Below are 24396 nucleotides of genomic sequence, written 5' to 3'. Positions count from 1 at the left end.
GGGCAAGATTTTCAATGTTTTCTATCCTTTTTATCCCTTGTGGGGGATTGTGGGGGGAAATTACAAATACACGACATAATGTGGGTGATTAAATGATAGCCGGTGTTTATTTAATTGCTGAAAAACATCCATGCCATACGCGTTCACCCAGGGCACAATATTCCATACTCTCTCCTGTAATCCTCCTCCAGGATGTAGCAATACATCAAGCTCGGTAAACGCCTCCATTTCCCGTTCGTATTTTTCTTCAACGGATTGAAGCATACGTTGTTCCAAAAACTCAATCATCTGATTGAGATAACCGATATTTTTCTCAGCTAATGCCCCAATGTCAGGCCCAAGTTCAGCTGCCTTTTCCCTGAGTGGTTTGTGAATTTCATTCATTTCTTGTTGAATTTGGTCGCTTAGCCGCTCTATCGGCGGGTTACTCGTCGCAGCAAGCCATTTCATTCTTTCACTTGCCGTCCCATGTTCAAGAACTTGTTTAAGTTCAAGCTGAAGACTAGAAAGGGCAGCCTCCGCCTTGCGATCCACAAGAGTAAAGGAAAGCCGCGGGTAAATAGGAGGCATCTCTAGTCCGACCGCTTGAAAAGCTGGCTTCAGTACTGACCAGTAGCTAATCTCGCCAGGGCCACCGATAAATGCAAGCACCGGGAAGATAAACTCTTGCATGAGTGGCCTAGTCACCACATTATTACTAAGCTGCCATGGTCTCTCTTTTGCTATTTGAAGCAACTCTGCTTCAGTTAATTGCACTTCATTCCTTTTCCCTTTATAGCTTCCCTCTTCATCTCTTGTTAGCAAGATACGTTCTTCATGATGATGATAAAATAAATGGGCATCATCTAACTCACTGTCTAACGGAACAGGATAGCCTTGCAGCTGATTCTTTTGCAGTGCAGCATACACTCCTTCTGAGATGGAAGTATTCTCCTCAATCATCCTTTGAAAATGATTAGATTCAAGTGAACGAATGTCTTTATGATGGGCATCAACAATAATTAGTCCTTCCTCATTAAATAGTTGATAAATCACGCGCGCAAAGAAATCACTGTAACTCTCAGAAAGATCCATTATTTTTACAACAGTTTGATAAAAATCACGTGTTATCTCTGTTTCTTTTACTTCAGCAAAAACCTTTTTCAGCCAACTAGCTACCACTTCCCGATCAAAAGGTAAATCTGATACAGACAATTTCTGCTCAACGTTCGATGGAAGCTGAATCTTCTTCATCTTTTTTTGACTCTTCATCATGACATGATTGATTTCAGCAAAGTCATGATCCTCCCCCGCAATCCAAAATACGGGAACGACTGCCGTCCCTAATTGTTTCTCCTGCTGCTTAGCTAACTGAATAACAGAGATAATTTTATGAACCGTATATAAAGGGCCCGTAAGTAATCCCGCTTGCTGCCCAGCTACGACAGCAGATGTAGTCTCGTCTTTGAGCTTGTCGATCATAGTGAACGTTTGTTCAGGGGCCCCCCAATGGTCGTTCATTTCAGTAAGGGTCGCTACAAGCTCATCTCGATTGTAGCTTTGCTTGTTTAGGTAGGCCGCACGCTGTCTGATTGTTGCTTCATCATAAGGGTTGTATTCAAATTTATTTTCCACTTTTGTAAAGTCATTTAAATAATCATCTACTAAAACATTCTTTTGTTTTAAGTTGACGGGATCGATTCGCATTTATGAACTTCTCCTTTTATGCTTAGGTTGATATGTACCCTTATGTATTGTACAAAAAAGCGCCGAAGAGTTCACCTAATCTGTTTCTCATAGGAACACACTATCCACTAATCCGTAGACTATCAGCCCCACATACACCATCAGCAACAGCAAGAAGCTAAGCCTCAGAAACCCTTTGAAAGCCCGCCTAAGCTGGATTTCTTCATAAATTTTATATTGGATAATAACGGATAGGCTTAGAATGACCAGTAAGAAAATTATAATCCAAGATACAAAGTTCTCCTCAAATAAAACGAGTAATAAAATATGGATAGCTAACACTAAAAATGGCACAGTAGATTGTGTACTTTGGCGTACTGCCTTCTTCTTTAAACGATGCCATTTCATAGCAATAAAATAACTAATAAATAAGAACAATACTGGTACAGTAACTAACAAGGCTACAATATAAATGAATACATCTATCATAAAGTTTCCCCTTTATGATATTGAAATTCTAGTGCATGGATCGCCTCCGTAACAAACTCATGGTGAGGAGATTCTGTATGTGGCAGTCGGGCTACATACCCGCAAATAGCGTCCACCTCAGTCTCTCTTCCTGCCATAATATCCCTAAGCATAGATGATTGATTGTCTCCTGTATTGGTGGCAACGGAAATTATATGCTCCCATTCTTCAAGGAAAGTTAAATCAAGAGCTTGACATGCTTCTTTACAAAGTTTTTTTGCTAATAATTGAATCGAAGGGTTCTCAATGACCATTATATTTTTCACCTGGAAGAGTGCCGTTAGAGGATTGATCACAGTGTTCGTGACTAACTTTTTAGCAAGCATTGTGTAGTAATCGTCTTTAGATAAAAAGGGGAATTTATCAGTAGATAATCGTTCGGCCCAGTTAGAGATGCTATGGATACCATGATGTGCCGCCAGTTGGATGCGGCCTCTCCCTTTGTGACGAACCGTCGAGTCATTATCCTTGATCGCGCCATGCTCCACTACTCCTACTAAACAAGGATTTGGAATACACGGCAAACGATCCAAGTGGTTCATTCCATTTTGCAGAAAAAGCAACGGAGCCTCTGACTTTAAGTTATCAATAATTGTACTGATATGGTGCTGTTTTACGGTAATGATAACTAAATCATGCTCTTCTTTTTGTTCAGCAAATAAGTGGGTCGCTGGTTTGGCATTGTTTGGTAACGAACTGCAACATATACCATTACCTACCAATTTGTCCCGTTGCTCTTCTCTTCGAACATAAAGAGATACTTCGTGCTCTTCATATAAATGCGCTGCAATGAGCAAACCAATAGCTCCCCCGCCAATGATTCCTACATTCATGTATGTCCCCCATTTCGCTTCAGCATCTTTTTTCCTATTGTAGCAAAATTTCACCGAAAAGGGGATGCCACTGAAAAACTGAAGAATATTTTCAACATATGGTAGGTGGGATGAAAGGGCTCTGATTTTGGATATCATCCAAAATCGCATATATGACTCCAAATCGTGCATAAAACGAGCAAAATACGCAAATACCTTATTAAATCAAGCATATATTTTTAGAACTATCACCTTTTGTGCCACTGAAAAAGAAAGTAGTTTTTCAATGACCTCGAAAAAGAGAAGGTCTTTTGCTAATGGCAGTATTTATTCATTTCATTCTGAAAATTTTTATACTATAATTAAATTAGATACAGATTATCGAAAGGGGTTTACATCATGATGACGAAAACCAACGTTCAGCCATTATTAGTCAACTATAAAACATTGGAAGAATTTAAGCGTTTCAAAGAATATGGCAACCAAGAGTTAACAATGCTCGAAGATTTAGAGAGCAACATTGTGGAAAATGACAGTGAGTCACCTTTTTATGGCATCTATTTTGGAAACGCTTTAGTCGCTCGAATGAGCCTTTATCGTGTCCAGGCTAAATATGACAGTTATTTTCTCCCTCCTCAGGACTATTTAGCGCTATGGAAATTAGAAGTCCTTCCCGACCATCGTAACCAAGGATACGGAAAAGCATTGGTAGACTTCGCGAAAAGTTTTGACTTGCCTATAAAGACAAATCCAAGAATTAAATCCCATTCGTTCTGGGAGAAGATGGACTTCCAAAAGGCTCACTATGATGTCGAGCGTGATCTTGGCGAGAACCCTCTTATTTGGCTGCCATCAGGTGTTGAAGAAAGGGAAGTCTAAAAAAGAATGATATGTAAAAACAAACAAGGCCGCTACAGTACTTATGTAGGGCCTTTTTTTCGTAGTATAAGAGGATATTCAAAAAGTCACCAAACCATAAACGGCGAATTTCTTCGTTGCTCGGTTTTTTCCGGTCCTCACGTATGGAAGGCATACGCTGTGGTCCTCAAAACTTTCGCGCCTCGAACTTCTTGAACACACACTATAAGAAACTATATAAGATTACATGAGGTTAGCCACATCCAGCTCCAGCGCCCAGACACGAAAGACTAACTAGTCAATCGCATCCATGGTTCCACAGGACGTGGGTCGTTCGAGGTTAAAACATGTCCCCCGCAGGACGCGGGGTCTTTCGACGTTGACACAGGACGTGCCAAACTTAGTCAAACGTCCTCATAACTCGGTTTTAGCCGAACTTTATCTGTCGTGTTTACCGGGGCGCTTACACTTTTGTTCTTTATGTGTATGTTTTATGCCGACTTTTCTTTACAAAGGTGACTAACTTATCCATTTCATTCCATGCTTCTTCAAGCTGCTTTAATTGATCCTTTAACTTTACATTGTCTTCATTGAGCTTGTGCAGCTGACTTTGCAACTGCTCATGATCTTGTGTCGAGTACTGGTTCGTTTTCATCTCCTTTAAAAAAGAAATCGCATCATCAAGTGAGATAGGAGTATCTTTTTGTAATGAGGCTTGCGTAAATACAGATCTTGATTTTCTATTTTGCTTTGCTTCACGGATGTCTTTCTGATAACTCTTCCTAACTGTGGCATTCCACCGGAACCCACATGCTGCTGGAGTTCGTTTAAGTTGCTCCGCTACTTCTTGAAAAGCTTCTAGTTGTGTTTTTCCATCCTGAATATGGCGCAGCACGGTTCTGGCTAGAAGTACATCTTCCTCGTCCTTCCAGGCATCTTGTCTTGGGGCGTCCATTCGATCCCTCCTCTATCGTTTGCTTATAGTTATGCAAGAGGAAAGGTTGATAGAATCGTATTTATGACTTTTTTCTAGACGAAGTAAACCTTCTAACTGCCTGAACATGTGCTTCTGATTCCCACAAACGAGCACATTGCTGAACTTCCTCGTCCATTTGGTGCCATACCCCCTCCATAGATAGATGGTCTCTATATTGTTTCTTAAATGAACGCAGTTGCTCTTGAGACTTTTCTAAAAAAGGCTGCAAAAGTTCTTCTCCCGCTAATTGTTGCTCACTAACCACTTTATGTAACCATCCAATTCGAGTGGCCTCTTCTACTCCATACATGCGGGAATCCATTAGCCAGTGAGCCGCGAAATGTGCTGGGATCTTTTTATACAACAATACACCACCGCCCCATCCTGGCAATATTCCAAGCTGCCCCTGGACAAACCCATAAGAACCATCAGCCAATCCATAGCGAAAGTCACAAGCTGTTGCAACGTAGGAACTGGGAAGTATGCCAGTTCATACAGAACATCTTTCATCGGCGAAAGGATTTGATAGGCCTCTTCCTTCGTTAATCCACCGTGGAACTCTTGTAAATCGCCTCCTGCACAAAACGCACGGCCCCCCGCCCCGCTAATCACAAGGCATTTTAAATTTTCTATCGTACGTGCCTGCTTCAAAGCATCGTGTAGTTCTGTAATCATTTTCTGTGTAATCGCATTCATTTTTTCTGGACGATTTAATACAATATGGGCATAACCTTTGTCATTAACTGATAAAATCACTTGTTCCATGTGAAGCTCCCCTCGCTAAAAAATTTCCCAACGTATGGCCAGCTAATCAAACGTAAAAAAGGGCCTGAAAAATCAGGCCCTTACATAAACAGTTTCTACTGTTCAACTACTTGCTTTCCATTATATTGTCCACAAGATTTGCAAACATGGTGTGGTTTTGAGTACTCGCCACAGTTTTGACACTCTACCATACCAGGTACGTGTAGTTTTTTGTGAGTACGACGTTGGTTTTTAACCTTTTTGGATGTTTTACGCTTAGGTACTGCCATGTTGTACACCTCCCTTTTATTTACGACCGAGAAAACCGTGATGATTTCCTTATTCGTTATTTTCTTCTTCTTCATTCAATAATGATTGCAGCTTAGCCATTCGAGGATCCACTTTCTTTTCCTCCGGTTCCTCTGTAACCACCTGCCAACCCTTACCTTCCGTAAGAGCTTGATCATGTGCCTCTTCATCATCTGAAAATACCCGAGTCGGAACCTCTAATATTACATTTTCCTTGATATAAGGCGTTAAGTCAAGCATTTCTCCACTTATTGGATGAATCTCACTATCATCTTCCTTTTCATAGTACGGCGAAAGATTAAATTCCTCTCTTGCCTCGATATGAAAAGGATAGTCCACGTCGACTAATGATCTTGCACAAGGCAAGATCATTTCACCTTCAATAGAAAATGTTACTGAAATATCATCACCGTGTCTTCTCGCTTGACCCTGTACATGAACAGGAGGAATCCTGCGAATGTCGTTATTCATGTTCTCTAATTCGCGAATATCTACATCATCTTCAAATACAAACGGCTCATCGCCTGCTTGATTAAGTTTTTGTAGAGGAAATTTCATAGTTATCACCTCATGGCAACAAGAGTTATTGTAAAAGGATTTAGGCTATTTGTCAACATTTTTTCTTTACACCTTTTCTCAATAACACTTATTTCTATTTTGGTTTAAAATATACTTTTCTCGATCATCTTCGGCTATTTCCACTTCTTCATGATAAAATAAAAACAGCATTCATTCAATAGTTCTGTTATGTTCTAGTATTAAACGAAGGAGGACTTTCATACGATGAAATCTTGTGGAGTTATTGTAGAGTATAATCCTTTCCATAATGGTCACGCCTATCATCTCGAACAAAGCAGAGAAACAGCTCAGGCAGACTGTATGGTTGCTGTAATGAGCGGAAATTTCCTACAGAGAGGGGAACCCGCCATTATTGATAAATGGCAAAGGACACGAGCTGCTCTTCAATCAGGAGTGGACTTAGTTCTGGAACTTCCTTATTTATTCGCCGTCCAACACAGCGATTATTTTAGTCAAGGAGCTGTGCAAACTTTATCAGATGCTGGTGTTGACGCAATATGTTTTGGCAGTGAAAATGGTTCGATTACACCGTTTATAGAAGCTCACGAAACGCTTGAGGCCAATGGGGCGGCATTTAATAACAGTTTACGCAAACATTTGGATGAAGGTTTTTCTTATCCTGAAGCGGCCCGATTTGCTTACAAGGATATTGGTCTTGCGTCTATTGACCTCGGTCAACCGAACAACATCCTCGGATATAGCTACATAAAACAAATACTAACTCATCATAAGCATATTACACCGCTTACCATTGAAAGATCGGGGAGCCAGTACCACGACCAACATATGGGCGGGTCAATCGCAAGCGCCACAAGCATTCGCAAAGAACTGCTTGCTCGTAACGAAATGACTGAGAAAGCTCGCGATGCCATTCCTTCGGCAACATTAGATGGATTAACCGAATATTATCAAGAAAATAAGATTTGGCATCACTGGGAACACTACTTTTCTTTATTGCAGTATAAAATCCTGACCACACCGACGGAACAGTTACAGCTTATTCATGGAGTGGATGAGGGATTAGAACATCGCTTTAAGCACGCCATTAAAAAAGCAACGAGCTTTCACCAATTAATTGAAAACGTTAAAACAAAAAGGTACACATGGACACGATTACAGCGTACATGTGTTCACATTCTAACAGGGCTTACTAAAGAAGGGGCACAGCATTCGTTACATGAAGGGACCTCTTATGTCCGTGTGCTCGGGATGAACAAAACCGGACAAGGCTATTTGAATGAACAAAAAAAGCGGATGAACGTTCCCCTGCTTACACAGCCCCAGCAGTGGTCACATCCTATTCTCAACATGGAAGAAAGAGCCGTAGCAGCTTATTATAGTGCTCTTCCTGCCAAGCAACGAGTGGAATGCATGTCAGCAGAGTATGGCTCGCCCGTACGTATATAAATGTAAACCCTGAGTCATATGAGCAAAGGTAGGTGTTACATTTGTTATATCCCTTGCAAACCTCTGAGACAAACGCTAGTCTAATAGGCAGCGTTCTCCTCCAGCCAATTAACGAAATACAAAAAGGAGTGCCAACATTTGCGGCACTCCTTTTACTTATTCCTTTGGTTCCAACTCTTTCAAATACTCCAATGCATCTTGGAAGGTATCAACAGGAACAACTTTCATATCCGTCCCTATCTCTTCTGCTGCTTTTTTAGCCACCTCATAATTGGAGCCTTTTCTTCCATCTTCATTTGGTGCAAAAAAGATATCGACACCGTCTTGATCAGCGGCTACAACCTTTTTATCTATCCCGCCGATTCTCCCTACTTGACCTTCATAATTAATTTCACCAGTACCAGCTATTTGATAGCCTTTTGTAAAGTCTTTCTCCGTTAGTTGATCATACATTTCAAGGGAGAACATTAACCCCGCACTTGGACCGCCAATTTCACCGCTTTTAACCGTTACCTTAGGATCTACTTCAACTGTACGATCCGTTACAAGTGATATTCCTACCCCTGCTTTATCTGGATTGTCTGGAAATGTCGCAAGTGCGATTTCCTTCGTAAGCGTTTCCCCAACCCTTTTAATCGTCAGGGAAACCGTCTCTCCTTCGTCAAAACCACCCACATAATTCACAAGTTCAGTCGATTCATTAATTTTTTCACCATCTACTTTAACGATCTCATCACCAGCCTGTAGCTGTTCTGCAGCAGGCATCCCTTTGAGGACATTTACGACATAAACACCTTCATAATTAATATCGATATCTTCTCCAGATGCTTGATAGGCAACAACCTTTGCCGCTTCTTGAGAGGATTCCATCATTCTTAACTGAGCATGAAAATATTCTTCCTCAGATATTCCTTCTGGCCTGATTTCATCAAGCGGATGTATTTGTTGAAACGGTCTTACCTTTGCCACTAGCCATTGAATAGGGGTGGCTTGTCCACCTCTGACGGTAACTAGATGCATATCTCCTTCACTCGGATACCCATTTGTTACTTCAACAAATGGATTTAACGCGTCCGCATTCCCTGGTTTATAAATATAATAAGGCAAACGGTAAGCTCCTAAAAAGGCAACAATTAATATTGTAATAATTCCCGTTATTATAATCCGTTTATTGGATTTCATACTATGATGACTCCTTCCAGTTAGCAATCTTGTGTTTAATTGCGTCCATCTGTGAGATCGCTGCTGCTTCCCCTGCTTCAATGATTTCCTTACTATTTGTAAAAGCGCGGGAACTGTATGTCGTTACATTTGGACGGATCATAATATCTGCATCCGAGGAAATCCCCATCGCAGTAATGAGCTCATCTTGCATAATATCGATGCTTTGGATGATGACATCATATATGGAATGGATGTTTGGATCCGCATCGAAATGAGAGCAGTCAACGGCAATAATGATATCAGCTCCCATTTGTTTTACGACCGACACAGGTACTCTATCAATCACACCTCCGTCAATATACAGACGGTTATTAATCCTCTCAGGAACAAATATCCCCGGGATCGCAATACTTGCTCGTACAGCATCACTCGCAGGTCCGCTTTGAAATACTTTCTTTTTACCAGCCGATAAATCTGTAGCAATAATCGACATTGGTAAGTTAAATTCTTCAATTGATTTACCAAACGTAAACAAACGGATATACTCCTTAATTCTTCGTCCCTGAATGAAGCCCATTTTCGGGACTGTAAAATCAAGATAATACTTCCGTTTGAACGTGAAGGCTAATTTATATAAGTCTTCAATCCGTTGTCCCGCTGCATAAAATGAACCAACGAGGGCCCCCATACTGCTCCCTGCAATCATACTTACAGGCACTCCATAATCGCTCAATACTTTAAGTACTCCTAAGTGAGCAAAGCCACGAGCACCTCCTGAGCCAAGTGCCAGCCCTATTTTAGGATGCTCCATACGACATCTCTCCTTGACAAACAATCGATTGATTCTATTTTATGGTATATCTACGTCACTTATGAGCGTACATATAAGAGGGGACAACCAATACGCTGTAAAATCTATCCCCATTTTACTATGGATGATTTTAGAAGTACAGAAAACGACTGTGTAAAGGTGTGATTGATATTGCTAAATTAACAACGGCCACTTTCACTATCTTACTGATCTTCTTTACATTTGCACTTATTCTCTTTCCGGGGGCATCCCTAACCGCAAGCTTACGGGGAATGGACTTATGGGCAACTAAAGTCTTTCCATCCTTACTTCCCTTTTTCATTATTGCGGAGTTATTATTTGGTTTCGGTGTCGTTCACGGGGTAGGAGCTCTTTGCGAACGATTCATGCGACCATTATTTAACGTACCAGGGACAGGTGGATTTGTTTGGGTGATGGGTATGGTTAGTGGTTACCCTGCAGGTGCAAAGTGGACAAGGGATTTACGTGAAAACGGACACATTACTCGAATTGAGGCTGAACGCCTCGTATCATTTACGAACGCTTCTAGTCCGCTTTTCCTTATTGGGGTGGTCGCCGTTGGGTTCTTTGCCGACCCCGCATTAGGTCTTTTCATCGTTGCAGCACATTATGGGGCAAATTTATTTGTAGGTCTTGGCATGAGATTTTACCGGTTTAGAGAGGAGCCTCATTCCGGAAAAGCACAAACAAAGTCCCTATTGGAAGCACTTAAATTGATCCACTATACAAGGATGAATGATGGTCGTTCGTTTGGTCAGCTTCTTGGTGATGCTGTTGTACGTTCAGTACAGACACTCATACTAGTCGGCGGATTCATTATGTTATTCTCTGTGCTTACAGAACTTCTCAAACAAACAGGAGCGATTCAGTTATTTTCAATCCTATTTACACTAGTCGGCATCCAAGAAGTATTTCAAATCCCCCTCACCGCAGGATTATTTGAAATAACGACAGGAATTAACGCAATAACAGATACGCATACACCCCTGATTGCACAGCTTGTTTTGGTCAGCTTTATACTTGGATTTCACGGTCTCTCTATACAAGCACAAATAGCCAGTATTCTAGCTGATACCGATATTCGTTTCGCTCCTTACTTTTGGGCAAGATTCGCACAAGGAGCCTTTGCTGCCATTCTCATTTTCATTTTCTATCAATACTTCGATATAACAAAAAACTCTGTTAATGCTTGGACTGGCAACCACAATCAGGAAAACATATTTTTATCATTTCTAGATCATTATGGTCCACCTTTTACCTTATTCATACTTGCTTATACGATTTATTTGCTGTGGTTAAGAAAGCGTCGAAAGCACCCTCGCCTCTAATTCGAAAAGCTTCATTGGACAATGAAAGTACATCGATCGTGTGTCTCAGGTACCTGCCAAAGCCAAAGAAAAGGCAGCTGCAATTGTAGCAGCTGCCTTTTCTTATTTATATTTATCTTTTAATGCTTCTTCAACTGTCGGAGGAACTAAATCAGATATATTAGCCCGGTATTTAGCCACTTCCTTGACAATACTTGAGCTCAGGAAAGAGTACTGATTATTCGTCATCATGAAAAAAGTTTCGATTTCTTCATTAAGCTTTCGGTTCATCGAAGTGATTTGCATCTCATATTCAAAGTCACTGACTGCACGCAATCCACGAATAATAGCTTGGGCCCCCTTTTCCTCAGCATAGTCCATCAAAAGTCCGTCACAGGCATCGACTGAAACGTTAGGCAAGTCCTTCGTTACTTCTTCTAACAGAGCCACACGCTCATGCACATTAAATAACGGGGCCTTGCTTTGATTGTTGAATACAGCTACCGTTACATGGTCGAAAACTTTCGCCCCGCGTTGAATAATATCCAAGTGTCCGTATGTAACAGGATCGAAGCTACCTGGACAAATCGCTAACCTTGTCATATTGTCACCTCAGTTCGAAAAATAGAAACACCTATATTGCTGCCATACTTCTCAGATTTTATTTGCTTAAGATTCCCTACTTGTTCGGGGATATTCTCTGATGCATCATGTTCACAAACAACGATCCCGCCTTCTGCAACGAGTGCTTCATTTAAAAGCATTTCCATTAATTCCCTGCAAGAAAATTTCTTATAAGGGGGATCTAAAAATATGTATTGAAAAGAAAGCTCTCTCTTTCCAGCTGCTTTAATCGCACGAAACGCATCCGTTCTGAAAACTTCAGCCTGATCTCTTAACTTGAGAGCATCAAGGTTCTCATGAATAACCTGTACGGCCTTTTGTTGCTGATCAACAAACACACAGTGCTCGGCCCCACGGCTTAGCGATTCAATGCCTAGACCGCCGCTTCCCGCAAATAGGTCTAATACTTGCCCGCCATCAAAAAAAGGTCCAATGATTTGGAACAATGATTCTTTCACCTTATCTGTAGTAGGCCTTGTTCTATGATTAGGTACAGGTTTAAGCTGTCTTCCCTTATGTACGCCTGCAATCACCCTCATAACTTGCCACCTCTCTCATCCGCATTCACAACTATCCTACCACAAATAGATAGGAGCAGGAAACGTTTCACATGGGTGAATCAATTTCATAATTTAAGTCCCTTGTGCCCCAGGGGATTCAAAATCTAAATAAGGAAGTACCTCCCCAAATCTAGTCAAGTAGGAAATTTGAAATCATTTTTATTAGGTAAGGGCAGTGATCTGGAAGACTTCATCTCGAGATAGGTTTCCGTTTCCTTGGATGGAGAAGGAGGTCCGGGAAATCGCTCGCTTTCCGTGGGCATGCGCTGAGCCTCCTCGGACTCTGTCCTCCGGGGTCTCACCTGTCATGTTTATCCCACAGGAGTCTCGCAATTTCTCGGACCTCCTTGTGTTTGTGAGAAGAACGGAAACACTCCAGGTTCACAAGTCACCCAAAACGACAGAAGAACTTCTTATCGAGAGCTGTCTCTGTGACGCGGTTATTATGCCACATCATGATGGGTGAAACCCTCTGAACATCGGAGACTCATTCGGAATACGAATGGCTCCGCCTGAGGGGGCTTGCTGTTTAGAGGAAATTCGACTAAGTTCGGCACGTCCTGTACCAACGTCGAACGGCCCCACGTCCTGTGGGGCCGCAGGAAAGCGAGTCGTTTCCCAGCCACCCCGAGCCCTCATACCGTAACGGACCTAAATGTCCCGGAGCTGAGTCTCCAGGATAAGGGGGCGATGTGAAGCATAGAAAGTGATCAAACTTCTTTATAAATCGGAAACTAAAATTTGGCTGGATAAGAATCCATCTTAAACCTTTTCGAAAAAAGAGCCTTACATTCCTCCAGTCTTTGGCATTTTATAAAGAGCAATTATGAAATTGATTCGGGTTAATAATATTTAAAATAAATACGGAGACCTTCGTATAATTTATAAAAGAAGTGGTGATACTGATTTGTGAAGCAGATCTTTCTGCTTCTGAAAACGGAGAAGGCTTAATTCCCCATAGGTCCTTCTTCCGGTTTCTCCTCTCCCTTTGCTTTTTGTTTCCATATATAGAAGCAAAAAGAAGGGCTGTCCGAGTAGGACAGCCCTATTTTTTATTTTTACAGCAGCTAATTGCCTTGTTTTAAACAGAACACTCTCTTCACTTTATCTTCCTGGTACTTGTATGGATCCTAAGAAAAACTTTTCACCGCTTCCTATTCCATGCTAGAGTAATGAATAGAACAATGGAAAGGGACGATGCGAATTGATCCAAAAATTTATTGAACTTGGAGAAGGATACGCGGATATTTACGAACTAATTGAATTAGGCCGGCAAATGCCTGATCGAATACAACACGCGATTGCTTTTTATAGTGAAAAGTCACATCGTCCAGTAGCATCTCTCGCACTGATTATGAAACCTACTACTGAGCAAAAGTTTCAATCCATCTATATATGCAGAGAAGGAATCCCTAATCCGCATGAAAAGCCGAACCAACGCTTTGAACTTTTCAAGGATATGGTGGAAAGCAATGAGAAGAAAGTGAATGAATTCACGGTTAAGCCTTCAAACATCTTCCCTGAAACGGAGTTGTATTATCAATATTTAATCGGTATTCTTAGAACGAATAAGTTTATTCCTCCACTTTCATAATTTCACAGTGAACTATACGAGGAAGTTCGCCCCTATACACAAATAAGACGTCCGTAGTATAACGAACGCCTATCAAATCCCCATCTTATAATCATATTGCTTTGCTTTATCCGGCTTGGCATTTTCATAATCCGTTCTAATATCGGATTTGTGTGACAGAATGACCCGAGAAACAAACGGCATACGCTCAAGTTTTTCCATTTTGAACTCTGTGTCCTCCTGATCCACATATAGGAGGGCATATTTTTGCTTTTTTGAAGCATGAATTAAATGGCCATGCTTCTTAATTTGACGAATATTTTTCATATGTTGAAAGTATACGATGATTCCTTGTCTTTTTACCCTCATAAAATTCCCTACTTCGTTTAGTATTTATGATGATTTTACCAAAAAAGTTCTTGTTCTTCAATCAAACAACAAGACATTGACAGAAATTCACCTTAATATAAAGAAAACACCTGTCCCCTTGCAGTGCAAGAAGCAGGCGTTCTATGTGTATCTGATGCACGTTCTTACGTACCCAGTAAATAATTATGTTAATTAGCGTGCTTATGAAGCACAGCCACAACCTCCGCCAGAACCACAGCCACAGCCTGAATCAGTAAACACCATACCATTTCTTGGTACCTTAATCTGTTCACTCACACTAAAAGCTACACTTTGACTGATTTCGTCCAAGAGCTTTTGAACTTCACGCTCAGCCTTCTTATAGTGGGCCACTGTTTCATGCATGTCCATTTCACGCTTAACCCCACGTACACTTTTCATTATATTATTGTAATCAGGGTGATAGCGACCAAAACGCTGCACGTCTTCATATTGCTCTTTCATATTATTAAAATCGCGGATTAACTTTTGTGCACCAGCATTAGACTCTAGATCTAGTTTGGCTTGCTGGTAATTTTGCATCACTTCTGATTCCATTACCATTTTGCCAATAGATTCCGAACGGTCTAATACATCGACAATCTCCATTGTTGCTAACATAGTTGGTGTCACCTCCAACCTTATTGTACCAAATGAAAAGGCAGAATGAAATATATGAAATCATCCTGCCTCCGTCTCTCTTTAATAATAGGGATACCCAATCGTTTCTTGTCTAGTTTTCTTCTCCTTTTCACGTTGCATGTTTGAAATAAGCTGCAGAATTTGGCCTATGGCTCCGTCCAGGTCATCAATATGTTTTGAGACATCTTCCCAATTCACATCCTGCATAAGCTCTCCAAACTGTTTCATCCAATCCTTTTTATTACTATTTGTTTGTGACTTAGCTTTAGATAACGACTTCCAGAAGGAATCTTCCTCTCCCAAGATCATCCACTTCTCATAATAACTTTGGATCAGATTATGGTTCTTTCTTATTTGACTTTTCACATTTGGATTGGCATCGACAAATTTTTTAAATTGCTGAACGCTTGGGTGTAAGACTTTTTCACTCATATTACTACACACCTCACTATAGAAATCTACTCTACAGCCTATGCATCAGCCTAAAAACTGTTCATGGCAGAGATAAGAAGTTCTGCGTGTAATACAGCTGGTCTACGCCTACCCCGATATGTGTATACCGTTTATCGAGTAATGATGCACGATGTCCTTCGCTATTTAACCAGCCATGAATAGCTGCAGTAGCATCAATATACTGAGCTGCAATGTTCTCCCCTGCTCTTACAAAGGGGACATTTCCCAGTCTCAACCTCTCGCCCACACCGTTTCCATTTTGTGAATGATGGGAGAAGTAATTATTCTGATTCATATCCTTGCTATGGCCAAAAGCAACTGTCGCAGCTTCCTTATGTTTCTTTAACTTATCGATGTCATGGCTAGCACGAATATTATTCGTCATCTCATAAATTTGCTGCTCCGAGCCTTCATTAATTTCACGCCAGTCCTCTTCTGTCAGTATAGGTCCCTGAGGCAATTCCCCCCTATAGTTTAATTGATAGGGCTGAAGCATTAATAAAATATCATTTCTTATTGCACGGATAGCCGAAAGCTTATCGGTAAAGGTATCAAAGTATAATTGAGCGGACCATTGATCATTTAAGGCAATAAGCGGCCTCTCACTGAGATCTTTGACTGTTAGCTCAAAAGAAAACATTCCATCTTTAAGTGGAAACTCGTTTTGAAAGGCGTACTCTTGGTTTAAGCGATTATAGCTCTCACCAATCTTCAGACTCTCGTTCAAATCTTGATCGTAAGTTACACTCGTCACGACTGTATCGTCCTTGATGCCAAGTTGAAAATATTGGCCTTCTTTGGGATATACCCACCAGTCATACCCATACGAGCTTTTGTCAATCCTCTCAGGTTCTCCGAATTCGGCAAGGACCTCCTCACTTGATACACCTAGCCACTTGACAAAGCTACTTTGTAAATTCGTTTGATCCTTTGCTAAGTTCTCCTGTTTAATAGGCTCTTTGGATGTTTCTTGATCCTTTTTTACTGTTTCACGTGTCGATATTGCATCTATCATAAAATAGATCACTCCACATAGCAGAACAAACAATAGTAAGCCCATTACCTTTTTCCCCATAGCCTACTCCCCTTTCAACCTTCATCTATACAATATAAGCTAGACAGCCTCTTTCTATGAAAAAAATATAAAAGGGGATGTTCATAAAGTCAGCAAATGATCAACGGCGAATTTCTTTGTTGCTCGGTTTTTCCGATCCTCACGTAGCTGTGGTCCTCAAAACGTTCGCGCCTCGACCTTCTTGCGACGCACAAGGAACGTGCTCGTGTCGACTTTGTCACAGGATGTGGCGATCGTTCTCATTCGTCAACTTTTTGAACACACACTAAAACGACCTTCTATAAATGAATATAGAAGGTCGTTTTTTGAGAAGATTATTAATGGAGCTCTGGACGCTCTGAAATGTCTTGTAAAGCAACACCAGCTGCATGATCGGACATATCCTCCACAGATAAATCACCTAGGGAGATAATTCCAGTCAACTTGCCATTTTCCACTACTGGGAGTCGACGAACTTGATGTTTAGCCATTAACTGACTCGCTTCTTCTAGGGACGTCTCTGGACTAACATGATAAAGGTGATCACTCATGACTTGTTGAATAGGTGTGCTGTCAGGACTCTTTCCCGCGTACCCTCGAATGACCAAATCACGGTCTGTTACCATTCCCATTAATTGCCCATTTTCATCAGCAATGGGTACGGCACCAACATTTTGTTGTTTCATCATGCTAGCAGCGTCATATAAAGTTTCATTAGATTGACAAACGGATACGTCACTTGTCATCACATCTTTTACAGTCTTCATGAATATCCTCCTTAAAAATCAGCTGTCTGTATGTATTGTTCCCGATTTCTTAAATTTATTACATGCACGGCTATGCAATTTATAGTATAATTAAGTCACTGTCAGTAAAGTATGTAAAGTAAAGGATGTCATTAGTGATGACCAATGGTAACTTATTCTTTCTCATACTAAACTTATAAAAGTTACATAAAATTTGTGAGGTGTATGCAATGAAATTGGAAGGTACAGGAATCGATGGCCTGCTCATTGATGTAGAGCCGCTTACTATGATCATGGAAAGTAATGGATTTATTTTAGCTGGATCATGGGATTATGAACGAGTAAGCTACGATTACAAAGTGAACTCTCCAGAGAAGAACATTACTTATTATATCCGTATCCAAGGGTATGCTATTGAGGGCGATGTAGATAAAGGGAATGCTGTCATCCAACTGGTAACCCCTCTATTAGGTAAACATCATTATCCGCACGGCGTTGAATACGGCGAACAAGAAGGTTTCTCTTCAAGTATGATTGATAAAGCAACTAGTGCAGTTAAAAAAATACAAGAACAAGTCAAAGGACATCATAAATCATAATAAAGACCAGAAAAACCAAATGATTCAAGAGTCGCACACCGCTCTGGTGCGGCTCTTTTCAATTACATACTTTTAATGGCTAAGAAGGGAGTAACGTGATAAATTGTTCCGCTATCTTACTAAACGTCAATGGACCCTCATCCTACTCGCTTTACTTTTAATTATAGCAGGGTATTTCATTTTGCCGATATCAGTTCCGCTCATAATAGCACTGGTTACCGCTTTATTTTTAAATTCTTCTGTGCGATGGATTCAATTTCGATTTCGAATTAATAGGAAAATGTCGGTTACGATCGTCTTCCTCTTATTTCTGCTATTAATTAGCTTGTTAGGTGCATATGCAGTCACCGGGGCCATTACACAGATCGTTCAACTTGCAGATAATGCACCCACTTATATTAATCAAATCAATAATGTTTTTATAAATTGGGAAAATAACCTGGATAGTTTCACACAAAATATGCCACCGGAATTTGTTGATAAAGTAACTAGCGAACTACTGAGCACCCTAGATGCGACAACACAGGCGATCTCACAGAAACTGCAGCTTGGCAACATTGCTGTCATTGCCGCAAAGATCCCTGAATATCTCGTAAGTTTCCTTGTTTACCTTATTGCTTTATTCCTGTTTATGTTAGATATGCCTCGATTGAGAGAGAAGATGCATAATCAATTGACCGAAGCGACATCAGAGAAGGTTAAATTCATGAATGCCCGATTATCTTATGTAGTTTTCGGTTTTTTAAAAGCACAATTTTTAGTCAGTATTATTGTATTTATCGTCTCTCTGATTGGACTTTTATTGATTGCTCCAGAAGTAGCTATTGTAATGTCTCTGATCATTTGGGTCATTGACTTTATACCAATCATTGGATCGATTGCCATATTAGGTCCGTGGTCTTTGTACATGTTTATCACTGGCGATATCACCTTAGGTACGAAGCTTGCTATACTGGCTATTATACTGTTAGCTATTCGTAGAACCGTGGAACCCAAAGTGATGGGGAGTCACATTGGGTTATCTCCGCTTGCCACATTAATCGCAATGTATCTAGGCTTACAGTTAATCGGATTAATGGGCTTTATCCTCGGTCCGCTTACACTGATTGCTTTTAACTCGGCTAAAGAAGCGGGTATAATTAAGTGGAACCTAAAGATATAACAAACAATGATTTAAGCACTTAGATCTCTATTGACATTTTCTAAAAAATCCCGAATGTCATTGAATTTGACATTCAGGATTTTTATTGTTGTTTTCTAGAGGAACTCTTTTCCTTATCATGAATGAATTTTTCTTTTTTTAAAAAAATGATATTCCCTTTTCTGGTGGTCTGAGCGAATCCACTATTGATAAGCACTTTTTGTGAGGGAATATTTCTTTCGTCACATTCAGCCTCTACGCCTGTAATACCTGGTTGTTGAAAAGCCCAATCACACATTGCCTTTACAGCCTCTGTAGCAAGACCTTGATTACGTTTTGAGGTAACAATCTGGTAACCAATCTCAAGTACCCCATCTTCTCTCTTCCCTTTGAATCCAATATCACCAAGAATCTCTTCTACATTACGATCAATCATCACCCAAGGACCGTAGCCCAACACATCTTGGTCTTCTTCTAGCATTTCAATGTAGAGGGGTAAGATTGCTTTTAAACCATCGTGCGGCCAGTTCTTGTCCCACGGCAAGTGAAAAGCATGAAAAAAATCGAGAGGATTTTTTATAATCAATTGTGCTAAATCAATCGAGATGGGGATAAATCTTATACGCCTCGTCGAAAATTCCATCTAACATCACTCCTCTTCAGTTAATTAAGAATTTGTGTAACTCTTTTCTTATAGTGTGTGTTTAAAAAGTTGACGATAAGAACGTCCTGCATCGCAAGAAGATCGGGGCGCGAACGTTTTGAGGACCACAGTGTATGTCTTTCCTACGTGAGGACCGGAATACCGAGCATCAAAGAAATTCGCCGTTAATCATTTGGTGACTTTTTTAACATCCTCTTATAGATTATAAAAAAAGCAATTAGATTACAATATAATCTAATTGCTTCTTTATAGCAGCAAGTTGACCGTCCTTTATCAAACCACAGCGCTTTTGTTCTTATAAACCAAAAATAGCTTTTAGCATACTAGTCGTCGTGCCGCCATCATAAATAATATATAACAGAAGGTATACCATAACACCGGTAACGGCAGTAGAGAACCAAATGATACTCGTTATTGGCCCGACTTTGCGATGCTTAGGAATTTTCCGCTTGAAACCTAACGTTAGCGAAACGATACCAAATACTGCTCCTACAGTTGCCAAGATAATATGAAAAATTAGAAAGATCGTATAGAAAATTTTTATATCATCTGGGCCGCCAAAGCTGGTATTTCCCACAAAGATCGTTCGACTGACATAAATAATAAAAAATAGTAATGCACTAATAGAGGCGGCAATCATCGTAGCCCTGTGTGCCTTAGGCCTATTTATAGAAATTAATCGCCACCCAATAGCTACTAAAATGGCACTTAGTACAATGAAAAACGTACTTAATGTTGGTAATAATGGCATGTGCTTTCTCCTTTTACAGTAAATCTCTAAAGACAGGATAGAAGAAGCCCATCATATGTAAGACTCCTCCCGTCATCATGTATCTGTTTGGACATGGGCTGGCAATGGATCAATTGTATCTCTTTCACGATTAAACCAGCTGAAAAAGATATGGGCAATAATGACGCCAAAAATAATCTCTTGTGTAACCTTCATAATGATTCCGCCAAGCTGCTGATCATTGAGTAGCGGCATGGACGTAAAATATTCGGGACCACTTAATTGGTTTGACAGACCGGCAAGTACATCTGTTGGTACACATAAACTCATCGCTTGGAGCCAGGCACCTGATTGTGAATAAGTGTCATAGAGCGGTGTTCCCGAGAAAATGATTAACCCGCAGGCAGGCGTAATTAATACTCCGTTAGCGAAAATAAAGCCAATTTTTAGAATCGGGCTCATTCGATCTGTTTCTTCAATAGGAGAATAGACAGCCCACCACATACAAAAGGCAGTAAACAGGATGACAGTAGTAATCACCGCGTGGGCAATTTCACTGGATTTAGCGTAATCGAATATTTGTGGCATATGATAAATGGAAAACAATCCATTAAATATTAACAGAGATATCAATGGCCTTGTTAAAAGTCGTAAAGCGGGAGATAGTACTGGAACATCAAAGACCTTTTTCCAAATCCAAACAGGAACCCCCTTAATCACAAGGAGTGGGAATAGTAAGTAATATAAAGCCATCTGAATCATATGAGCTGAAAACATGATATGGGCCATCAAGTCTATTGGAGACCCTTTAATAATGTATAACAGCACCATGCCACTATAAAACATAACCTGTTGAAAAGTGCTAGGCTTTGATTCGCCTTGCATCCGTTTTGGACCAGTGATTATAAAGTAAACGATAGAAAGTATTAAAACAAATAACAAATAATAGGGACTCCACAGAGCTCGAAACCCGAATATTTGAAGTTCTAACCACATAGGTGTCTCACCTCAGATTAAGTATATACTTGATACTCTTCCATTTTATCTAACTTTCGCCTAAAACACGAGCCTTGTCAGCTATCTTTTTTATTGTTCATAATTTAGACATAACTGAACGTAAAGAAAGGTGTAAGCACACATTTTGGGAGATGTAACAAGGGATAAGGAAATTCTTCCTTTTTTTCACCTCCCATACATAAGAAAAAGACCGGAAGATCCGGTCTTTTTTCATTCACCACCAAATAATAGTGGTAAAAGTAATAATCGTTAACGTTGCAACACCAATGCCACTATACATCATGACAGCAACCATATCATGTCCTTTATTCTTCATGTGCATAAAATAGTATAACTGGAAAAGCACCTGTACCACAGCTAATAACAGCAGTGTAGGAATAAGGAAATACGAGTTAACTTCCAACAGAACCATACCAAAAGCAACGAACGTGAACAGAATCATCATAATGAAACTTATGAGTTGCTGTTTCATTTCTTCTTTATTCTGCTTCTTCTCAAAGTCCATTTGTTGACTAGGCGATTTTGAGTGATTTGCCATCGTTTAACCCACCTTTCCCATCAGATATACGACAGTAAAGATAAAAACCCAAACAACATCAATAAAGTGCCAATAAAGACTGGCAATATAAAACTTTGGCGCGTTGTAAAGATTAAGTCCACGTTTTGAATTTCGGATCATTAGTGCAGTAAACCAAGATAACCCAAATAGGACGTGGCCACCGTGGAAGCCAACTAAAGTATAGAAAGCAGACCCAAAGGCTGAAGATTGAAATGTAAATTCATATTCATGTACATAATGCATGAACTCATAAATTTCACAACCCAAGAACGCTAAGCCTAATAATACTGTAATCCCGAGCCATAGCTGCATTTTACCAAAGTCGTTATTTTTCATGTGGTACATGGCATACACACTTGTTAGAGAACTCGTAAGCAGGAGCATCGTCATTATGAACACTAGCTCTAAGCCAAATAAGTGCTCGGGAGTATTCTCCCCCATTGTTGAACCATTTAATGCAAGATACGTACCAAATAAACTTGCAAACAGTACGGTTTCACCGCCTAGAAAGAACCAAAAGCCAATAAATTTATTTTTTCCTTCAAGGGTGGCTTTTTCCGGCTCATGTGGCATTTGTTTAGGATTCAATACATCCTCATTACTCATTATTCGCCAGCCCCCTTCTCAAGATCTTCCTTATGGATATGGTGTCCAATGTCATCTTTCAATGAACGTGTAAGCATCGATCCAAATGTAATCCCCATTCCAATAAACACGAGAGCCAGCCACACTTTATTGTCAACTTGATAGATAAACCCAAATCCTGCTATAAACAGACCTAACGACATCATGAATGGCAGAATGGATGGATTCGGCATATGAATATCACCAAGTGGTTCAGCTGGCGTCATGCCCTTTTTGCCTTCACTTTTTTCCACCCATAATGGATCAAGTCCGCGAACGAGCGGGGTTTGTTTAAAATTATAGTGTGGTGGCGGTGATGGAATTGACCACTCTAACGTGCGTCCATCCCAAGGATCTCCACTTGCTTGCTTTCCTTTTACGGCAACGTAGATCACATTAATAAGGAAAATGATCGTACCAATGGCCATTAAGAAGGCACCAGCTGTACTAATTAGGTTTCCTGTATTAAGCCCTTGACCATCTTGGAACGTCCAATAACGGCGCGGCATCCCCATTAAGCCTAAGAAATGCTGAATAAAGAATGTCAGATGGAAACCAATGAAGAATAGCCAGAATGTCCATTTACCTAATTTTTCACTTAGCACTCTACCGAACATTTTTGGCCACCAGTAGTGCAGAGCAGCAAAGATTCCAAAGACTAAACCACCTACAATTACGTAGTGGAAGTGTGCGACTACGAAATACGTATCGTGATATTGATAGTCAGCTGCTGCAGCAGCAAGCATAACACCTGTCATACCACCAATAGTAAAAGTAGGAATGAACGCTACCGACCATAGCATGGATGTTGTCATGCGAATACTTCCGCCCCACATCGTAAACATCCAGTTGAAAATTTTAATACCAGTAGGAACGGCAATAGCCATTGTTGCTACAGCAAAGATTGAGTTAGCAATTGGACCTAGTCCAACGGTAAACATGTGGTGTGCCCATACCATGAACCCTAAGAAACCAATCAATACAGTTGCAAATACCATGGCAGAATATCCGAATAAACGTTTTTTAGAGAATGTAGAGAAAATTTCACTAAATGCTCCAAATGCCGGAAGAATTAAAATATATACTTCCGGGTGGCCAAAGATCCAGAATAAGTGCTCCCAAATAACAGCATTACCGCCTAGGGCTATGTCGAAGAATGCAGAACCAAACATGCGGTCAAACATCATTAGGAAAAGCCCGACAGTTAGCGCTGGAAATGCAAATAAGATAAGTGTACTTGTTACAAATACTGTCCATGTGAACAGTGGCATGCGCATAAATGTCATACCCGGGGCACGCATGTTAACGATCGTCACAAGAAAGTTGATCCCACCTATTAGCGTCCCCGCCCCAGATATTTGAAGCCCCATCACATAGTAATCTACACCATGACCTGGCGAGGTCGTCGAGAGCGGTGCATAGTTGGTCCAGCCAGCATCTGGAGCTCCAGTAAACCAGGAAACGTTAAGTATAATCCCACCAAATAAAAACAACCAAAAACCAAGTGAGTTCAAAAATGGAAACGCTACATCTCGCGCTCCAATTTGTAATGGAACAACAGCATTCATTAAAGCAAATATAATCGGCATGGCTGCTAAGAAAATCATTGTTGTCCCATGCATTGTTATCATTTCATTATATAGTCCAGCAGATATGAAATCATTACCAGGTTTCATAAGCTGAATCCGAATTATCATCGCTTCAAGCCCACCGATTAGGAAGAAAAAACCACCTGAGGCCAAGTAAAGATGTGCAATCTTTTTATGGTCTACCGTAGTTAAGTAATCCCAAATAGCAGCGCCGAGCCCACGATTTTGTGCAACAGCAGTACTCACGCTTTAA

At 40.5% G+C, this 24396-nt stretch carries 29 protein-coding genes; 6 read left to right on the top strand and 23 right to left on the bottom strand.

Going from position 1 to position 24396, the window contains the following annotated elements; translation table 11 throughout:
* Window positions 1-60 precede the first annotated feature (60 nt).
* The 3 genes from bshC to MUO14_RS22200 form a co-directional block, all read right to left on the bottom strand.
* On the bottom strand, window positions 61-1686 hold the full coding sequence (bshC, locus tag MUO14_RS22210; protein WP_244752680.1) for a bacillithiol biosynthesis cysteine-adding enzyme BshC: 1626 nt from the start codon (window positions 1684-1686) through the stop codon (window positions 61-63).
* Between the two features lie 87 nt (window positions 1687-1773).
* The gene (locus MUO14_RS22205; RefSeq protein WP_244752679.1) at window positions 1774-2154 is read right to left on the bottom strand and encodes a DUF3397 domain-containing protein; all 381 of its coding nucleotides are present in this window, start codon (window positions 2152-2154) and stop codon (window positions 1774-1776) included.
* The gene (locus MUO14_RS22200) at window positions 2151-3026 is read right to left on the bottom strand and encodes a 2-dehydropantoate 2-reductase (RefSeq protein ID WP_244752678.1); all 876 of its coding nucleotides are present in this window, start codon (window positions 3024-3026) and stop codon (window positions 2151-2153) included. Before MUO14_RS22200 ends, MUO14_RS22205 begins: the two co-directional genes overlap by 4 nt.
* Before the next feature lie 378 nt (window positions 3027-3404).
* On the opposite strand from MUO14_RS22200, the gene MUO14_RS22195 reads away from it, so the two are divergent.
* A complete protein-coding gene (locus tag MUO14_RS22195) occupies window positions 3405-3884 on the top strand; it encodes an N-acetyltransferase (RefSeq protein WP_244752677.1) in 480 nt (159 codons plus the stop codon).
* A 457-nt stretch (window positions 3885-4341) separates the two neighbouring features.
* On the opposite strand, the gene MUO14_RS22190 is transcribed toward MUO14_RS22195, so the two are convergent.
* From MUO14_RS22190 to MUO14_RS22175, 5 genes are all read right to left on the bottom strand, one after another.
* The gene (locus MUO14_RS22190; protein ID WP_244752676.1) at window positions 4342-4818 is read right to left on the bottom strand and encodes an RsfA family transcriptional regulator; all 477 of its coding nucleotides are present in this window, start codon (window positions 4816-4818) and stop codon (window positions 4342-4344) included.
* Between the two features lie 61 nt (window positions 4819-4879).
* The gene (locus tag MUO14_RS24450) at window positions 4880-5275 is read right to left on the bottom strand and encodes an enoyl-CoA hydratase/isomerase family protein (RefSeq protein WP_255822143.1); all 396 of its coding nucleotides are present in this window, start codon (window positions 5273-5275) and stop codon (window positions 4880-4882) included.
* Entirely contained in the window at window positions 5161-5604 is a 444-nt protein-coding gene (locus MUO14_RS24445) for an enoyl-CoA hydratase/isomerase family protein (protein ID WP_255822142.1), read from the bottom strand. Before MUO14_RS24445 ends, MUO14_RS24450 begins: the two co-directional genes overlap by 115 nt.
* Before the next feature lie 95 nt (window positions 5605-5699).
* A complete protein-coding gene (gene rpmF / locus MUO14_RS22180; RefSeq protein ID WP_244752675.1) occupies window positions 5700-5873 on the bottom strand; it encodes a 50S ribosomal protein L32 in 174 nt (57 codons plus the stop codon).
* Between the two features lie 49 nt (window positions 5874-5922).
* Window positions 5923-6450, bottom strand: coding sequence for a YceD family protein (locus tag MUO14_RS22175; protein ID WP_244752674.1), 528 nt, complete (start codon window positions 6448-6450; stop codon window positions 5923-5925).
* A gap of 225 nt (window positions 6451-6675) precedes the next feature.
* Here MUO14_RS22175 and MUO14_RS22170 point away from each other — a divergent pair, with 225 nt between their 5' ends.
* Window positions 6676-7878 (top strand): nucleotidyltransferase, encoded by a 1203-nt coding sequence (locus MUO14_RS22170; protein WP_244752673.1) that lies wholly within the window; start codon window positions 6676-6678, stop codon window positions 7876-7878.
* Window positions 7879-8034: 156 nt separating this feature from the next.
* Here the strand turns inward: MUO14_RS22170 and MUO14_RS22165 are convergent, their stop codons facing one another.
* Entirely contained in the window at window positions 8035-9060 is a 1026-nt protein-coding gene (locus MUO14_RS22165) for a SepM family pheromone-processing serine protease (protein WP_244752672.1), read from the bottom strand.
* A gap of 1 nt (window position 9061) precedes the next feature.
* The gene (locus MUO14_RS22160; protein ID WP_244752671.1) at window positions 9062-9853 is read right to left on the bottom strand and encodes a patatin-like phospholipase family protein; all 792 of its coding nucleotides are present in this window, start codon (window positions 9851-9853) and stop codon (window positions 9062-9064) included.
* Between the two features lie 161 nt (window positions 9854-10014).
* Between MUO14_RS22160 and ylbJ the strand changes: the two genes are divergently transcribed.
* A complete protein-coding gene (ylbJ, locus tag MUO14_RS22155; protein ID WP_244752670.1) occupies window positions 10015-11202 on the top strand; it encodes a sporulation integral membrane protein YlbJ in 1188 nt (395 codons plus the stop codon).
* Between the two features lie 102 nt (window positions 11203-11304).
* Here the strand turns inward: ylbJ and coaD are convergent, their stop codons facing one another.
* Together coaD and rsmD are read right to left on the bottom strand one after the other, a co-directional pair.
* Entirely contained in the window at window positions 11305-11784 is a 480-nt protein-coding gene (gene coaD, locus MUO14_RS22150; protein ID WP_244752669.1) for a pantetheine-phosphate adenylyltransferase, read from the bottom strand.
* The gene (rsmD, locus tag MUO14_RS22145; RefSeq protein ID WP_244752668.1) at window positions 11781-12344 is read right to left on the bottom strand and encodes a 16S rRNA (guanine(966)-N(2))-methyltransferase RsmD; all 564 of its coding nucleotides are present in this window, start codon (window positions 12342-12344) and stop codon (window positions 11781-11783) included. The genes coaD and rsmD overlap by 4 nt, the downstream gene beginning before the upstream one ends.
* A gap of 1225 nt (window positions 12345-13569) precedes the next feature.
* Between rsmD and MUO14_RS22140 the strand changes: the two genes are divergently transcribed.
* On the top strand, window positions 13570-13959 hold the full coding sequence (locus MUO14_RS22140) for a DUF7147 family protein (RefSeq protein ID WP_244752667.1): 390 nt from the start codon (window positions 13570-13572) through the stop codon (window positions 13957-13959).
* Window positions 13960-14031: 72 nt separating this feature from the next.
* On the opposite strand, the gene MUO14_RS22135 is transcribed toward MUO14_RS22140, so the two are convergent.
* From MUO14_RS22135 to MUO14_RS22115, 5 genes are all read right to left on the bottom strand, one after another.
* Window positions 14032-14307: a YlbG family protein gene (locus tag MUO14_RS22135; protein WP_244752666.1), complete on the bottom strand. Its 276-nt coding sequence runs from the start codon at window positions 14305-14307 to the stop codon at window positions 14032-14034.
* Window positions 14308-14508: 201 nt separating this feature from the next.
* A complete protein-coding gene (locus MUO14_RS22130; RefSeq protein ID WP_244752665.1) occupies window positions 14509-14946 on the bottom strand; it encodes a YlbF/YmcA family competence regulator in 438 nt (145 codons plus the stop codon).
* Window positions 14947-15027: 81 nt separating this feature from the next.
* Entirely contained in the window at window positions 15028-15399 is a 372-nt protein-coding gene (ylbD, locus tag MUO14_RS22125) for a YlbD family protein (RefSeq protein ID WP_244752664.1), read from the bottom strand.
* A 61-nt stretch (window positions 15400-15460) separates the two neighbouring features.
* Entirely contained in the window at window positions 15461-16495 is a 1035-nt protein-coding gene (locus tag MUO14_RS22120; RefSeq protein ID WP_244752663.1) for a CAP domain-containing protein, read from the bottom strand.
* A gap of 317 nt (window positions 16496-16812) precedes the next feature.
* Window positions 16813-17241, bottom strand: coding sequence for a CBS domain-containing protein (locus MUO14_RS22115; protein WP_244752662.1), 429 nt, complete (start codon window positions 17239-17241; stop codon window positions 16813-16815).
* Window positions 17242-17450: 209 nt separating this feature from the next.
* Here MUO14_RS22115 and MUO14_RS22110 point away from each other — a divergent pair, with 209 nt between their 5' ends.
* Complete coding sequence (locus tag MUO14_RS22110; protein ID WP_244752661.1) at window positions 17451-17819, top strand: YugN family protein; 369 nt, start codon at window positions 17451-17453, stop codon at window positions 17817-17819.
* Between the two features lie 103 nt (window positions 17820-17922).
* Window positions 17923-18981 (top strand): sporulation integral membrane protein YtvI, encoded by a 1059-nt coding sequence (ytvI, locus tag MUO14_RS22105; RefSeq protein ID WP_244752660.1) that lies wholly within the window; start codon window positions 17923-17925, stop codon window positions 18979-18981.
* An 82-nt stretch (window positions 18982-19063) separates the two neighbouring features.
* Here the strand turns inward: ytvI and MUO14_RS22100 are convergent, their stop codons facing one another.
* From MUO14_RS22100 to ctaD, 6 genes are all read right to left on the bottom strand, one after another.
* Window positions 19064-19603, bottom strand: a complete 540-nt coding sequence (locus tag MUO14_RS22100; RefSeq protein WP_244752659.1) for a GNAT family N-acetyltransferase — start codon at window positions 19601-19603, stop codon at window positions 19064-19066.
* A gap of 316 nt (window positions 19604-19919) precedes the next feature.
* Window positions 19920-20375, bottom strand: coding sequence for a DUF420 domain-containing protein (locus tag MUO14_RS22095; protein ID WP_244752658.1), 456 nt, complete (start codon window positions 20373-20375; stop codon window positions 19920-19922).
* Between the two features lie 75 nt (window positions 20376-20450).
* Window positions 20451-21350 carry a cytochrome c oxidase assembly factor CtaG gene (gene ctaG, locus MUO14_RS22090; protein ID WP_244752657.1) on the bottom strand — a complete coding sequence of 300 codons (900 nt, stop codon included), beginning with the start codon at window positions 21348-21350 and terminating at the stop codon, window positions 20451-20453.
* A gap of 235 nt (window positions 21351-21585) precedes the next feature.
* Window positions 21586-21909 (bottom strand): cytochrome c oxidase subunit IVB, encoded by a 324-nt coding sequence (gene ctaF / locus MUO14_RS22085; protein ID WP_244752656.1) that lies wholly within the window; start codon window positions 21907-21909, stop codon window positions 21586-21588.
* A gap of 3 nt (window positions 21910-21912) precedes the next feature.
* Window positions 21913-22536 (bottom strand): cytochrome (ubi)quinol oxidase subunit III, encoded by a 624-nt coding sequence (locus MUO14_RS22080; RefSeq protein ID WP_244752655.1) that lies wholly within the window; start codon window positions 22534-22536, stop codon window positions 21913-21915.
* Window positions 22536-24389, bottom strand: a complete 1854-nt coding sequence (gene ctaD, locus MUO14_RS22075) for a cytochrome c oxidase subunit I (protein WP_244752654.1) — start codon at window positions 24387-24389, stop codon at window positions 22536-22538. The genes MUO14_RS22080 and ctaD overlap by 1 nt, the downstream gene beginning before the upstream one ends.
* Between the last annotated feature and the right edge of the window lie 7 nt (window positions 24390-24396).

Origin of the sequence: Halobacillus shinanisalinarum, assembly GCF_022919835.1 — a bacterium.
Classification (GTDB): domain Bacteria; phylum Bacillota; class Bacilli; order Bacillales; family Halobacillaceae; genus Halobacillus_A; species Halobacillus_A shinanisalinarum.
This window is presented reverse-complemented; position numbering and strand designations above follow the sequence as displayed.

What these genes read in the sequence shown, in the direction of transcription:
- MUO14_RS22095 (WP_244752658.1), bottom strand. Translation starts at nt 20,375, where the DNA reads ATGCCATTATTACCAACATTAAGTACGTTTTTCATTGTACTAAGTGCC.
- MUO14_RS22115 (WP_244752662.1), bottom strand. Translation starts at nt 17,241, where the DNA reads ATGAAGACTGTAAAAGATGTGATGACAAGTGACGTATCCGTTTGTCAA.
- ylbD (WP_244752664.1), bottom strand. Translation starts at nt 15,399, where the DNA reads ATGAGTGAAAAAGTCTTACACCCAAGCGTTCAGCAATTTAAAAAATTT.
- ctaG (WP_244752657.1), bottom strand. Translation starts at nt 21,350, where the DNA reads ATGTGGTTAGAACTTCAAATATTCGGGTTTCGAGCTCTGTGGAGTCCC.
- MUO14_RS22200 (WP_244752678.1), bottom strand. Translation starts at nt 3,026, where the DNA reads ATGAATGTAGGAATCATTGGCGGGGGAGCTATTGGTTTGCTCATTGCA.
- MUO14_RS22080 (WP_244752655.1), bottom strand. Translation starts at nt 22,536, where the DNA reads ATGAGTAATGAGGATGTATTGAATCCTAAACAAATGCCACATGAGCCG.
- MUO14_RS22165 (WP_244752672.1), bottom strand. Translation starts at nt 9,060, where the DNA reads ATGAAATCCAATAAACGGATTATAATAACGGGAATTATTACAATATTA.
- rsmD (WP_244752668.1), bottom strand. Translation starts at nt 12,344, where the DNA reads ATGAGGGTGATTGCAGGCGTACATAAGGGAAGACAGCTTAAACCTGTA.
- rpmF (WP_244752675.1), bottom strand. Translation starts at nt 5,873, where the DNA reads ATGGCAGTACCTAAGCGTAAAACATCCAAAAAGGTTAAAAACCAACGT.
- MUO14_RS22175 (WP_244752674.1), bottom strand. Translation starts at nt 6,450, where the DNA reads ATGAAATTTCCTCTACAAAAACTTAATCAAGCAGGCGATGAGCCGTTT.
- MUO14_RS22195 (WP_244752677.1), top strand. Translation starts at nt 3,405, where the DNA reads ATGATGACGAAAACCAACGTTCAGCCATTATTAGTCAACTATAAAACA.
- MUO14_RS24445 (WP_255822142.1), bottom strand. Translation starts at nt 5,604, where the DNA reads ATGGAACAAGTGATTTTATCAGTTAATGACAAAGGTTATGCCCATATT.
- MUO14_RS22110 (WP_244752661.1), top strand. Translation starts at nt 17,451, where the DNA reads ATGAAATTGGAAGGTACAGGAATCGATGGCCTGCTCATTGATGTAGAG.
- MUO14_RS22160 (WP_244752671.1), bottom strand. Translation starts at nt 9,853, where the DNA reads ATGGAGCATCCTAAAATAGGGCTGGCACTTGGCTCAGGAGGTGCTCGT.
- MUO14_RS22205 (WP_244752679.1), bottom strand. Translation starts at nt 2,154, where the DNA reads ATGATAGATGTATTCATTTATATTGTAGCCTTGTTAGTTACTGTACCA.
- ctaF (WP_244752656.1), bottom strand. Translation starts at nt 21,909, where the DNA reads ATGGCAAATCACTCAAAATCGCCTAGTCAACAAATGGACTTTGAGAAG.
- MUO14_RS22100 (WP_244752659.1), bottom strand. Translation starts at nt 19,603, where the DNA reads ATGGAATTTTCGACGAGGCGTATAAGATTTATCCCCATCTCGATTGAT.
- MUO14_RS22130 (WP_244752665.1), bottom strand. Translation starts at nt 14,946, where the DNA reads ATGTTAGCAACAATGGAGATTGTCGATGTATTAGACCGTTCGGAATCT.
- MUO14_RS22170 (WP_244752673.1), top strand. Translation starts at nt 6,676, where the DNA reads ATGAAATCTTGTGGAGTTATTGTAGAGTATAATCCTTTCCATAATGGT.
- MUO14_RS22120 (WP_244752663.1), bottom strand. Translation starts at nt 16,495, where the DNA reads ATGGGGAAAAAGGTAATGGGCTTACTATTGTTTGTTCTGCTATGTGGA.
- MUO14_RS22190 (WP_244752676.1), bottom strand. Translation starts at nt 4,818, where the DNA reads ATGGACGCCCCAAGACAAGATGCCTGGAAGGACGAGGAAGATGTACTT.
- MUO14_RS22135 (WP_244752666.1), bottom strand. Translation starts at nt 14,307, where the DNA reads ATGAGGGTAAAAAGACAAGGAATCATCGTATACTTTCAACATATGAAA.
- coaD (WP_244752669.1), bottom strand. Translation starts at nt 11,784, where the DNA reads ATGACAAGGTTAGCGATTTGTCCAGGTAGCTTCGATCCTGTTACATAC.
- bshC (WP_244752680.1), bottom strand. Translation starts at nt 1,686, where the DNA reads ATGCGAATCGATCCCGTCAACTTAAAACAAAAGAATGTTTTAGTAGAT.